The sequence below is a fragment of the Bacillus sp. NPDC094077 genome, assembly GCF_050279465.1.
GTDB lineage: Bacteria > Bacillota > Bacilli > Bacillales > Bacillaceae_G > Bacillus_A.
Genome location: NZ_JBNNUF010000008.1, coordinates 73,511 through 86,429 on the forward strand (window position 1 = coordinate 73,511; position 12,919 = coordinate 86,429).

Here is a 12,919-nt window from a genome sequence, read left to right on the forward strand (position 1 = left end):
ACTAGGGAAAGAGAAAGAGAGGCGAATGGGTATGAGCTCTGAATTAGAACAAAATACGAGAAGTAATAAAAAGCGTTCTAAAAGAAAGTCAATAAAATGGTTCATTATAATTCCATTTTTCCTACTTATTTTTGGAGGAGTAGGATATGGATCGTTAATATATAACAAAGCAAAAGCAGTAGTAAGTGATGCATATGCAAAAATTGATAAATCATCAAAACGTGATAAAGAAGTTGAACCTTTAAAGGATAACATCTCAATTTTAATTATGGGTGTAGACGGAAGTGAAATGAGAAAAAGTCAATACGGTGAAGCTGTTCGAACAGATGCACTTTTATTAGCAACAATTAATAAAGATGATAAGTCTGTTAAGTTAGTAAGTATTCCGCGTGATTCACGTGTTTATATTCCATCTAGAAAGAAATTAGATAAAATTACTCATGCGCACGTATTTGGTGGTGTTGAAAGTACAAGAGATACAGTGGAAAGATTTTTAAATGTTCCAGTTGATTATTATGTGAAGTTTAACTTTGAATCATTCGTACAAATTGTCGATTCACTTGGTGGTATTGATATTGATGTACCAGTTACTTTCACAGAGCAAGATAGTAAAGACCAAGCAGGTATGATTCATTTAGAAAAAGGTTACCAACATTTAAATGGAGAGCAAGCACTTGCACTTGCAAGAACGCGTAAAATTGATAGCGATGCAATGCGTGGTCAAAGACAACAACTTGTAATTGAAGCAATTGCGAAAAAAGCAATGTCTGTTCAATCAATTAGCAAAATGGGATCTTTACTTGATGCAGTTGATAAAAATATGAAAACGAACTTAACATTTGACGATATGCTTGCTATTACGAAAAATATGGCAGGATCTAATTTGGAAATGGAAAAAATGCAAGTAGAAGGTACGGATAAACGTATTGGTGGTATTTATTATTACATTCCAAATGAAAAAAATGTGAAAGAGATTTCAAATAAGTTGAATCAGCATTTAGGTGTAACGCCAAAATCAGTTCGAAACGAATAATAAAAAAAGATTGGCTTTTGCCAATCTTTTTTTATCGGAATGGATTTGTAACTTTTCTGTAACGATTTTTTATTTTAGAGAAATTATACTCATATGTATGAGAATATTGGAGAAGCAAAAAGTAAAGAGAAATAATTAAAATCTGTAATAAGGAAAGATAGCAAATGCAGAAATGGATAAGCATTATGGGAATCGTCTTTATTTTGACTGGATGTAAAATGTCTGAAGCTCCAACAAGTTTAATGGGAGCTCCTGCCAATGAAAAGTGGATCAATGAACTAAAAGAGCAAATAGATAAAGATTTGCCTGTTAATTACCGGTTGCTTACTCCGATGTCTAATAAAGATAAACAGATGATTTGGTCAATGGATTTTAAACAAGATAATAAGAAAGAAGCCATCTTATTTTATAAATTGCCTAATGAAGATTATAGCGTATATTTAGCTGTATATGAGGAAATCGGAAATGGGTGGAAAATAAAGTCCACGCATAAATTTGATGGTGGAGATGTAGATATCGTTGAAGTCGGTGATTTTACAGGGAACGGGAAGCGAGAGTTATTAATTGGAATCTCTGTAAGTCGTGAATCGTTAGAACATGTTATGTATGTTTTTTCGGAAGAAAATGAAGATATGAAGGAGATATATAATCGGCGTTATACGAAGTTATTTATAGAGGATCTAAATAGAAATGGTCTTAATGATATAAGCCTTGTTACTTATGAAAAAGATGAGAAGTTGACAGTTGAGTTTATTGAACAGTTTAAGACAATATCAGAAGTTACATTTGATCCTTTTATAAATAGTATTCAAAGAATACAAATGGGACATATTTCTAAATCATTAAAGGCAATTGTAATTGATGCGGGAATTGGGGCTCATTCAGGTATAACCTATGTAGCAAAATTTAATAAGGATCATTATGAGGTACTACCTATAGAGGGGAAAGAAGATTTATTCAATGAATATGTTGTGGAAAGCAAAGATGTTAATAAAGACGGCATTATTGAATTTGCCCGTACCGTACGTCCAAAAGGTTGGGAAGATAAGTCATATGGTGATAGTCCGCTCTTTGAACGTTACATACAGTGGGGTGAAGATGGAACTAAACCTATAGAAGAAAGATATATCGATATAGAAAAAGGGTATTTTGTGAAAATTCCTGAAGAGTTAATAGGGAAAATTACTATCCCAGATCAGCAAAAGGAATCAAATGTTCAAAAGTTTTTGGATGCAAGTACAAATGAAATATGGCTTGAAGTCCATATTTTTAAGCGGAAAGAATGGTTCAAAATAAAAGAATTCGAGGCAGCGGTGAAAACGGCTTCTCACGTATATGCAGTACCGAAGCAACCAAAGTTTGAAAAAGTGAAAGCATATATAAAACCGCTAGCGGATTATCAACAAGAGTAGGGAGGTGGGAATTATGGCAACAATTTTAGTTTTAGAAGATGAAATAACAATCCGTAGTTTTATTGTCTTAAATTTGAAACGTGCTGGATTTTATGTATTAGAAGCTAGTACTGGCGAAGAAGCGTTACAGACTTTATGTGAACATACTGTTGATGTAGCGTTACTTGACGTAATGTTACCGGGGATTGATGGTTTTGAAGTTTGTAAAGCTATTCGGGAAGAAAATAAAAAAATTGGCATTATTATGTTAACTGCACGTGTACAAGATGGGGATATGGTACAAGGACTAGAAATTGGTGCAGATGATTATATTACAAAACCGTTTAGTCCAGTAGAATTAACTGCACGTATACAATCTTTATTAAGAAGAATAGAAGTACATGAAGAAAAAACGAATACAATCACGTCTGGTCCGTTTTCGTTAAATATCATAGAAGAAAGATTATATAAAGGTGGGCAGTTAGTTGATTTAACCCCTACAGAGTACATGATATTACAGTATTTAATGAATCAGTCTTCCAAGCCAGTTTCGCGTGATGAAATTTTAAATATGATTTGGGGGACCAATTACGTAGGCGAGACGAAAGTAGTAGATGTAAATATGAGACGGTTACGTCAAAAGATAGAATGTAATCCATCAGAACCTGAATTTATCCTTACTGTGTGGGGAAAAGGATATGTGTGGAAGGAAAGTATAAGATGAAACGGAAAGTGACTTTATATTTTATGACGGTCATTACACTTATGCTCATATTATTTGAAGTAGTATTTTCAGTCTCAATTTATCATTATTATTATAATGGTATTGTGCAATATATAGAATCTCATGCGAAGACGAGTACACGATTTTTCTCGGAATACAATTCACTATATTTTATTCGATTGCAAGAATATAGTGGCGACATAATTAGTAGTTTTCAATTAGAAGGAACGGAATTACAGTTAATTGATCGTAATGGTTCGCTTATACAATCTTCAAGTGGTGAAAAGGTAGAAGGTAAAATGAATATTCCACAATCTTTATTGGAAGGGGAAATGTATAATCAAGTTACTACTACGAAAGATAATGAAAAACAACTAGAAGTGTTAAGCCCACTTGTACATCAAGGACAAACTATCGGTGTTTTAAAATATACGACCGTTTTAAAACATGTGAATGCAAAGATTATTGAAATCATTATGTTTACTATTTCCGTAGGTATTGTTATTTCAGGGATTGTCTTCTTAATTAGTAGGCGCTTGGCAAATTCATTTGTTGAGCCAATTGAATCTATCATTCAGGCTTCTTCACAAATCGCAGAAGGAACAATGAAAAATAAAATTAAAGAAGATTATCCTGGTGAATTAGGTGAGTTAGCGCATAGCTTAAACTATATGTCTGATAAAATAGAAAAAGCAGAGAAGATGAAAAACGAATTTATTGCTTCTATTTCTCATGAAATACGAACGCCTTTAACAGGAATTAAAGGGTGGAGTGAGACGTTAAAAACAGTCGATCATTTAACGGAAGAAGAAATAAAGCAAGGCATGGGAATTATTTCAGGTGAGACAGACCGATTGATTCATTTAGTAGAAGAATTGCTAGATTTTTCAAGATTACAATCAAATCATTTTAATTTATATAAACAAAAGGTGCAATTGTACGATATACTAGAGGAGACGATTTGGCAATTAACTCCTAACGCTGAAAAGAAGCAAATTCAATTCATCAATACTATAGAACGAATTGAATTGATGGGAGACCGAAATAGGCTAAAGCAAATTTTCTTGAATATTGTTCAAAATGCTATTAAATATTCACATGAAAAAGGTATAGTACACATTGAAGCGACTAAAAATGAAGGACAAGCAGTGATTAAGGTGAAAGACGAAGGGATTGGAATTGCTAAAGAACATTTACCATATATAGAACAGTCGTTTTACCAGATTCATAATCATGCTGCAGGTGCAGGTATTGGTTTAGCTATCGTTAAAAAAATGGTGGAGCTTCATGGAGGTACGCTTAGTATTATGAGTAAAGAAGGAATAGGAACAATAATTTTGATAAAACTCCCATTATAATACATATAAAGTCTGTTTATATAGTTTAATAAAATAAATAGATGTATAATTATATTGGGTGATTTATATATAAGATTAATAGGGAGAGGAATTCGATAGAATGGAAAAAGCTTTTAATATTAAACGAGTAGTAGTTGTTTTAATAGCGATTGCAGCAGTAGCTATTGGGTATTTTATGTTTCAATCAATTACTTCACCAGCAAAGGCTGTTGCGAAACAAGAAAATGTAGTACAGCTTGCAAGTGAACAACCGAAAGTTGAATTGAATAAAACGGCACCAAGTCGTTTTAATGGAAAAGAAAGAAAAGTTGCTTATCTTACATTTGATGATGGGCCAGGGAAATATACGGCTGAATTATTAAATACGTTAAAACAGCATGATGCGAAGGCGACATTCTTTTTAATTGGAGCGAATGTAAAAGAGTTTCCGGATTTAGTGAAACGTGAAAATGCAGAGGGGCATTATGTAGGCATGCATAGTATGACACATAATTTTGCAAAGTTATATAAAAATGGCGAGTATGTAAATGAGATGAAAGAAGATCAAGGCTTAATCGCTAATATTATTGGAAAATCACCTAAATTAACACGTCCCCCATACGGTTCGATGCCTGGATTAAATGAAGGTCTTCGAAATAAAGTAGTAGAGGGCGGATTTAAAGTATGGGATTGGACAATTGATTCATTAGACTGGAAATATAATAAAATGCCAGTTGATGCAGCTGCAGCACAAATTGCTCAAAATGTATTAACAAATGCAACAAAACCACAGGAAGTAATTTTAATGCACGATATTCATCCGCAGTCAGTTGCTGCTGTACCAGCAATTTTAAAGGGGTTAAAAGAAAAGGGTTATGAGTTTGAAGCTTATCATGAAGAGAGTCACTTCCCAGTGAACTTCTGGCATGATAACCGTATGTAATGGAGGAATGAACGTTGAAGTATGGAAAAGTAGCAGTAGTTGGAGCCATATCAGTAGGGTTATTAACAGGTTGTTTCGGTGAAAAGCCAGAAGAAAATCTATATACAGCTTTTGAAACAGCAGCGACACAAGAAAAGTCTTTAGTTGATGAAGCGAAAAAATTAGAGAATTTAGAGAAGCAAGGTCAAGAACTATATTCTCAAATTTTGCAAGAGGGTAAAGATCATAATGAAGCAGTTATGAAGAAGATAGAGCAAGCTACTGCAAATGTAAATGATCGTGAAAAAGTATTGAAAAACGAGAAAGAAATGCTAGAAAAAGCGCAGAAGGAAACGAAATCAGTTCAAGGTAATATAGAGAAGCTTGAAGATAAGAAGTTACAAAAACAAGCGAAAGTAGTAGAAGAGTCGTATAAAAACCGTTATGATGCATTTCAAAAGATGAATGAAAATTATACAAAGGCGTTAGCGACTGAAAAAGAATTGTATGAAAAATTAAAAGTAAAAGAAACGAAATTAAAAGAGATTGGCGAAAAAGTTAAAGCTGTTAATGAATTAAATGGAGAAGCACAAAAGTCGAAAGAGCAGTTTAATAATTATACAAAAGAGTATAATGACAACAAATTAGCATTTTACAAAGACGCGCAGATTAAGATTAAAGAACAAAAATAAAGAAAGGTCTTAATCGTAATAGAAAGCCGAAAAAACATTCGAAAATGTTTTTTCGGCTTTTGTCATTAAATGAATAGAAAAGGCTGGAATTGATATCATAAAAGAGTTATAGTGAATTATTCGAAGGGAAACATTGTAAAGTAAGGAGAATGAAAGATGTCATATGAATTTTTGTTCAAATTAGGTTTAGCACTCTTTTTAGGATTATTCATCGGGATAGATAGGCAGCTAAAGAATAAACCGCTTGGTGTGAAAACAAGTATGGTTATTTCTGTAGCAAGTTGTTTAATAACGATGGTTTCAATTGAATCAGTGCATGTATATTCTGTTCCAGGACATACAAACATGGATCCAATGCGTCTTGCTGCTCAAATTGTGAGTGGGATCGGTTTTCTTGGTGCTGGTGTAATTTTACGAAGAAGTAATGATGTTATTTCTGGTTTAACGACAGCTTCAATGGTGTGGGCCGCTTCAGCTTTAGGTATTGCAATTGGAGCAGGATTTTATATACAAGCGACCGTTGCTATGATTTTAATTATTTTAGCGATTAACGTACTTCCTCAACTTGTGAAAATTGCAGGCCCGTATTCATTAAGACAAAAGGACTTATCTATAAAAATTACTGTAAAAGAGCATCGAGAATTAGATGGTATATTTAAGCAAATTAAAAATTTAGGTATGCATGTGAAACGAGTGAAAATTAAAGATATTGATAGTGGCGCGTTTCAGCAATTGGAGATGGTTATTTTAGCTCCAGAAGATTTATATACAACTGAGTTATATAGCTCTCTTAAAGAGATTGATCGAGTTGTTTCAGTTGAAGTTGAAAGTAGATAACTGTAATAAAAAAGAGTGAAGTAAATGCACTCTTTTTTTATTTGGATTTTTTAAGGAAATAAATTGATATAATGATGAGTAAACAGGAGGGGGAAAATGATGGAGATACATATTAGAAGAGCGATAAAAGATGATATATCATGTATAGCAAAGGTACACGCTGATAGCTGGAAAACAACATATAAAGGGATATTCGCTAACGAAATTTTAGAAAATGTAACATTTGAACAAAGAAAAAAACAATGGGAAAATATTTTTCAAAAAGAAGAAAATCCACAATACAGATTTGTAGCAGAGACGTTAAATGGAGAGATAGTCGGATTTATCGATGGGGGAACGGAAAGAACAGGTACATATAATTGTGATATAGAATTATATGCAATTTACGTTTTGCAAGAGTATCAAGGATTGAAGGTTGGAAAAAGGCTATTTCAAGCATTGCTATCGGAATGTAAAAAAACTAATATGCAATCGCTATTAGTTTGGGTGGTTACGAATAATCCTTCTAAAAGGTTTTATGAAAAATATAATCCTGAACAAATTGATATGAAATTTTTAGAGAGACTAAATGTAGAAGAAACAGCATATTGTTGGAGAGATGTAAATCAATTATATAATTTGATATAAATAATAGTATTATGTAAACATTGTATTTTTTAAAAAGTATACCAAGTAGTAACTTCGTAATGTAACATGATGTAAGAGTCTCGTTTTGAGGCTCTTTTTTATAATACAAATAACCAAAAATTACCATGTATTTAAATTCGAATTTAACACAATTTATATATATATCAAGGAGGTGATCGGTAATGGCTAGAAATCGTAATTCTAATCAATTAGCATCACATGGAGCACAAGCAGCTCTAGATCAAATGAAATATGAAATTGCACAAGAGTTCGGTGTACAACTTGGAGCTGACACTTCTTCACGTGCAAACGGTTCTGTAGGCGGTGAAATTACAAAACGCCTTGTAGCGATGGCAGAACAACAGCTTGGTGGCGGATATACTCGCTAAATGTAGAAGGTTATAGGAGAAAGGAAGGATTCTTCCTTTCTTTTTTTTTCAATTAATTGGTAAGGATAAATTGTGAACGGGATTCAAAGAATAGAAATAATACTATATTTTACCCAATTTCTTTTGTTGTGAATGGGAAGTAGTAAAGATGTAATAGCCCTGGTGGAATGAAAAATTACGTTCCAGCAGGGCTATTATATGGTAAGAAATATATGATGAAAGGTTCCGAAATCAACATGTTAAAAAAAGAAAACTGTTGTTTGATTGCGCTTGCATCAGTTCCATTAGTTATGACATTAGGGAATTCAATGCTCATTCCAATCTTGCCGACTATCGAAAAGAAATTACATATTTCATCATTTCAAGTATCCATGATTATTACAATTTACTCCATCATTGCGATTTTACTTATACCGATTGCTGGTTATTTATCAGATAGATGGGGACGAAAGATGGTAATGGTTCCAAGCTTACTGATTGCAGCTATTGGGGGAGCGATAACAGGTTGGGTATCTTGGAAAATTGATAATCCATACAATTGGATACTGATCGGTAGAGCGATTCAAGGTATTGGTGCTGCTGGGGCAATGCCAGTTGTAATACCGTGTGTTGGTGATTTATACAAAGATGAAAAACAGGTTAGTACAGGTTTAGGAATCATTGAGACATCAAATACATTTGGAAAAGTGCTCAGCCCTATTTTAGGGTCTGCTCTTGCTGCCATTGTATGGTTCTTACCATTTTGGGCAATTCCAGTTTTATGTGTAGTATCAATTGTTTTATTACTAGTACTAGTAAAGGCGAAAAAACAAGAAGGAGAAGTACCACCATTAAAAGAATTTATTCAATCTATTATCTCTACGTTTCGAGAAAAGGGAAGATGGTTATTTGCCATTTTTGTACTAGGTGCAATTATTATGCTTATTTTATTCGGAATTCTCTTTTATTTGTCGACTATACTGGAGTCTAAGTATGATATTCACGGTATATGGAAAGGATGTGTACTTGCGATTCCTTTGCTTGTTCTATCAGTTAGTTCATATATGGCCGGTAAAAAAATTGGAGATAATCAAAATGTTATGAAGAAGTGTATTTATATTGGTTTTTTACTGGCCGCTGCATCAGTCATAATACCTTTATTTATAAAAGGGATTTATCTACTACTTCTTTGTCTTGTTATTATGGGAATAGGAATTGGTATGGCACTCCCATGTTTAGATGCTCTAATTACACAAGGGATTGAAAAAGAGCAGAGGGGAACGGTTACGTCATTTTATAGTTCCATGCGGTTTATCGGTGTAGCAGCTGGACCACCTCTATATTCTTTTTTTATGAAAGGGGCGGACCATGAAGTGTTTTATTTAACAAGTGTTTTCGCTGCTATTGGTGCTGTTATAGCAATGATTTGGATTAAACCAGCAAAAGATGAAAAGGGAATAAAACAGAAGCCAGAACCGACTGCATAATTTGAAAGAGGATTGCATGGCGTGTAATTAGCGTGCAATCCTCTTAATTTAGTTAGGAAAAAATAACTTGTTTTAACATATAAAGTGCGACACCCCATATGACGAGGCCTGAAAATTTATTTAATAATACGATTGCCTTTCCTGTTGAGTCTAGCCTTTTTAAAAATTTTCCAGCTAAAGCTAAGCTAATAAACCAAATCCAAGAAACGATAATAGTTGCAGATGTAAAAGCCCATTTTTCACTTCCTATGTATTGAATGGAATTTGTTCCAATTACACCGATTGTATCTAAAATTGCATGTGGATTTAATAACGAAACCGATGCAGCGAAAATAATTTGTTTTTTTAAAGGCATGCTTTTTTCTTGTTTTACATCATTGGAAGGGTTACTTTTCCAAATAACAAAGCCCATATATATGAGAAAGAAAAATCCAATTATATATAACGTGCTAGTTAGCCAAGAAAAAGTAAGGAGTACAAGGGAGACACCCTGTACCGCAATTAATATTAGTAACGTATCACATATAGAGGCAGTTAATACTACAGGGGCTACCCTCCAAATATTTGGTTGGCTCGCACCTTGGTTAAAGACGAAAACATTTTGGACACCTAATGGAATGATAAGGCCAAATGCAAGGATGATACCATGAATAATTGCTTCACTCATTATATTACCTCCTACTTTAATTCATTATGATAGTGTATATTGTATAGAAGAAATGAAAATTTGTATCCATCCATAATGGTTGGGGAGGTTACCAACCAAAAAGAATGTAAGGTGATATGATGGAAAGGTTAGTTTGGAAACCTGATATGTCTTTAGCGACTCCTTTGTATAAACAAATAGAAACGTATATAAAAGAAAGAATCGTTAATGGAGAATGGACCGTTGGAACAAAATTACCTTCACAAAGGGATTTGGCTCATACATTTGGTGTGAATCGAAGTACAATTGTAATGGCTTTCGATGAACTAGCAGCAAAAGGGTACATTGAAGGAAATGGCCGGAAGGGAACGATTGTTGTAAATAATAATGAGAATACTCCAACATATGCCCCGCCGCCTAATTGGCAGTCTTATGTGGAAACAGGACTTCATTATCCGAACCTTCCTGCTATTCAAGAGATTAATCAAGCTGAATTTTATCCGCATGTAATTCGTTTAGGAACAGGAGAACTTTCACCAAGTCTCTTACCTGAAAAAAAGATGAAAGTAATAATGAATAAGCTGTTAAAATCAAACGTGACACTTGGGTATGAAGAGCCAAAAGGAAATCTCTATTTAAGGGAGAAAATTGCGGACTATTTAAAAGGGCATGGTGTATATGTATCTCCTGACTCTATTTTAATTGTTTCAGGAGCAATTCAAGCGTTGCAACTTATTTCTATGGGGCTTCTTCCAAAAGGAGCATCGATCTTATTAGAAAAACCATCATATTTATATTCGCTTAATGTTTTTCAATCAGCAGGAATGCGTTTAATTGGAATACCAATGGATGAGAATGGCTTAAATGCATCATATATTGCGAAATATAAGAAGCAATTTAATGTATCTATTTTATATACAATCCCGTCTTTTCATAATCCGACAAACTTTAGTATGAATGCTGAGAAACGAAAAGAAGTGATGGAGATATGTAATGAAATTGGATTGCCTATTATAGAGGACGCAGTGTATCAAGACTTATGGTTTGATGAACCCGTTTCAAGGCCTTTAAAAGCATATGATAAAAACGGAATTGTACTACATATCGGGAGTATGTCTAAAGTGATTAGTCCAGGTTTAAGAATCGGATGGATTGTTGGATCTGAACCAGTGATTCAAAGATTAGCAGACATAAAAATGCAAACAGATTATGGTTCAAGTTCTATATCCCAGCAAATTGCAGCGGAGTGGTTTACAAATGGATTGTATGATGAACATTTACAGTTTGTAAGAACCGAATTGAAAAAACGTAGAAATTTTATGTTAATAATGTTAGAGAAATATTGTCGTGAAATAGCAACATGGTATGAACCGACAGGTGGTTTTTATATTTGGTTACATATGAATGTATCCGTTTCAAATCGAAGTTTATTTGACAAAGCTTTGCAAGAAAAGATTTTATTAAACCTGGGTACTTTGTATGATAGAAGTGCAAACCAATTTTTACGTCTATCTTATTCATATGCAACGTTAGAAGAAATTGAAATAGGTATAAAAAAGCTTGCACAACTAATTAAATTGTAAAAGGAGAAAGTAATGAAACAATATGTAATTTGCCAAATTATCGATGGGGATAAATATTTAGCTGCTTATGCGGAGACAAAGCGGGATGCAATTGAAAAGGCCGAATTGTTAGGATTAAGAACGGGAAATCGTTACATAGTAATTACTGCAGAGGAAGCTGAAGGGCTAACTTATCCATAAGTAATGTGTGTGGTTACGTATGAGATAAATAAGCTTAGTAATATATAATTACTAGGCTTATTTACTATTAAAAAATCAAGCATTCTCTTATGAAAAATAATAGTATTATGAGTCAAGTTGGCGGAAAAATCGATTTGTTTTTCGATCCTGATTTCCGTTTCTATATGCATCAATATATTGTCTGAAGTTCCAAGATTGTAAAAACTTATTAGCAGCGTTATAACCAGAATTATAAAGCCACTCTTTTTCTTCTTTTGTTAGCTCAAAATTTGTATTTGTAATTGTTCCTGTTGGAATTGTAATTGTTCTTGCTTTTGATTCCTTATCTAAATGACGTAAATCATGGGCTTGCATCATTGTTTTAAATAGACCTTTGAACATGGAAATGGGTTCTTTATAATGCGCAGGATCAGCTTGAATTTCATCTTTTACAAAATGAAATCCAAAAGTTGGCCAGCGAGGAGAGGTAGGTGAGTCGAAAATCCAAATTGGGTAATTGCTTAAAATTCCTCCATCCACCATATAACAAGGTTGCTTCCATTTTGGAGTTCTCCATTTCACTGGTTCAAAGAAGAATGGGATTGTACTACTCATTCTTACTGCCTTAGCGATTGAGAAGCGATAGTTTAAAAATCCGTAGTTTGGTAGGTCATCGGGGAAGACAACCATTTTACCATTGCTTATATCAGAAGCGATAATTTTGAGTTTGTTTAAGTCAGGTAAATCTGTAAATAAGTGAACTCCTTTTTTTCGCAGTAATTCTTCAATCCATTCTTCTATAAATCCATTGGAATAAATACCTAGAGTAGACCATGCACTTAGTCCTTTACCGATAAAAGGGATTTTATCAAGAAAAGTTTTCTTCATAAATTTGTTATAATCAATGTCGGTTATTATTGTTTTTAATTCGGAGCAAGAATATCCGGCTGCTAGGAGCGCTGCGATAATAGCGCCAGCTGATGTTCCAGCTACACGCTCCCATTCATACCCTTTTTCGGTTAACGCGCAAATTGCCCCTACATGCGCAATTCCGCGCACACCGCCTCCTTCAAAAACACCATCAATTTTCATAAAACATACTTCCTTTCGAAT

Annotated in this window: 14 protein-coding genes; 12 read left to right on the forward strand and 2 right to left on the reverse strand. The window is 33.6% G+C overall.

Annotated features, from left to right (window positions below; translation table 11 throughout):
* Window positions 1-31: 31 nt before the first annotated feature.
* The 10 genes from ACQKNR_RS19055 to ACQKNR_RS19100 all read left to right on the forward strand — a co-directional run bounded on the left by ACQKNR_RS19055 (window position 32) and on the right by ACQKNR_RS19100 (window position 9,418).
* Complete coding sequence (locus ACQKNR_RS19055; protein ID WP_427319619.1) at window positions 32-1,033, forward strand: LCP family protein; 1,002 nt, start codon at window positions 32-34, stop codon at window positions 1,031-1,033.
* Between the two features lie 164 nt (window positions 1,034-1,197).
* Entirely contained in the window at window positions 1,198-2,445 is a 1,248-nt protein-coding gene (locus ACQKNR_RS19060) for a hypothetical protein (RefSeq protein WP_427319621.1), read from the forward strand.
* 13 nt (window positions 2,446-2,458) lie between these two features.
* Window positions 2,459-3,148 carry a response regulator transcription factor gene (locus tag ACQKNR_RS19065; RefSeq protein ID WP_427319623.1) on the forward strand — a complete coding sequence of 230 codons (690 nt, stop codon included), beginning with the start codon at window positions 2,459-2,461 and terminating at the stop codon, window positions 3,146-3,148.
* A complete protein-coding gene (locus tag ACQKNR_RS19070; protein WP_427319625.1) occupies window positions 3,145-4,506 on the forward strand; it encodes an ATP-binding protein in 1,362 nt (453 codons plus the stop codon). Before ACQKNR_RS19065 ends, ACQKNR_RS19070 begins: the two co-directional genes overlap by 4 nt.
* A gap of 100 nt (window positions 4,507-4,606) precedes the next feature.
* Window positions 4,607-5,428: a peptidoglycan-N-acetylglucosamine deacetylase gene (locus tag ACQKNR_RS19075; protein WP_427319627.1), complete on the forward strand. Its 822-nt coding sequence runs from the start codon at window positions 4,607-4,609 to the stop codon at window positions 5,426-5,428.
* Window positions 5,429-5,442: 14 nt separating this feature from the next.
* Complete coding sequence (locus tag ACQKNR_RS19080; protein ID WP_427319629.1) at window positions 5,443-6,099, forward strand: YkyA family protein; 657 nt, start codon at window positions 5,443-5,445, stop codon at window positions 6,097-6,099.
* A gap of 156 nt (window positions 6,100-6,255) precedes the next feature.
* Window positions 6,256-6,936 carry an MgtC/SapB family protein gene (locus ACQKNR_RS19085; protein ID WP_427319631.1) on the forward strand — a complete coding sequence of 227 codons (681 nt, stop codon included), beginning with the start codon at window positions 6,256-6,258 and terminating at the stop codon, window positions 6,934-6,936.
* 96 nt (window positions 6,937-7,032) lie between these two features.
* On the forward strand, window positions 7,033-7,563 hold the full coding sequence (locus ACQKNR_RS19090) for an N-acetyltransferase family protein (RefSeq protein WP_427319633.1): 531 nt from the start codon (window positions 7,033-7,035) through the stop codon (window positions 7,561-7,563).
* A 182-nt stretch (window positions 7,564-7,745) separates the two neighbouring features.
* The gene (locus ACQKNR_RS19095) at window positions 7,746-7,952 is read left to right on the forward strand and encodes an alpha/beta-type small acid-soluble spore protein (protein ID WP_000113545.1); all 207 of its coding nucleotides are present in this window, start codon (window positions 7,746-7,748) and stop codon (window positions 7,950-7,952) included.
* A 236-nt stretch (window positions 7,953-8,188) separates the two neighbouring features.
* A complete protein-coding gene (locus ACQKNR_RS19100) occupies window positions 8,189-9,418 on the forward strand; it encodes an MFS transporter (protein ID WP_427319911.1) in 1,230 nt (409 codons plus the stop codon).
* Between the two features lie 52 nt (window positions 9,419-9,470).
* Here ACQKNR_RS19100 and ACQKNR_RS19105 read toward each other — a convergent pair whose 3' ends face one another.
* Window positions 9,471-10,085, reverse strand: a complete 615-nt coding sequence (locus ACQKNR_RS19105; RefSeq protein WP_427319635.1) for a LysE/ArgO family amino acid transporter — start codon at window positions 10,083-10,085, stop codon at window positions 9,471-9,473.
* Between the two features lie 119 nt (window positions 10,086-10,204).
* Here ACQKNR_RS19105 and ACQKNR_RS19110 point away from each other — a divergent pair, with 119 nt between their 5' ends.
* Window positions 10,205-11,647: a PLP-dependent aminotransferase family protein gene (locus ACQKNR_RS19110; RefSeq protein ID WP_427319637.1), complete on the forward strand. Its 1,443-nt coding sequence runs from the start codon at window positions 10,205-10,207 to the stop codon at window positions 11,645-11,647.
* A 12-nt stretch (window positions 11,648-11,659) separates the two neighbouring features.
* On the forward strand, window positions 11,660-11,827 hold the full coding sequence (locus ACQKNR_RS19115) for a DUF3933 family protein (RefSeq protein ID WP_427319639.1): 168 nt from the start codon (window positions 11,660-11,662) through the stop codon (window positions 11,825-11,827).
* Between the two features lie 105 nt (window positions 11,828-11,932).
* Here the strand turns inward: ACQKNR_RS19115 and ACQKNR_RS19120 are convergent, their stop codons facing one another.
* Window positions 11,933-12,898 carry a patatin-like phospholipase family protein gene (locus ACQKNR_RS19120; RefSeq protein ID WP_427319641.1) on the reverse strand — a complete coding sequence of 322 codons (966 nt, stop codon included), beginning with the start codon at window positions 12,896-12,898 and terminating at the stop codon, window positions 11,933-11,935.
* Window positions 12,899-12,919 lie beyond the last annotated feature (21 nt).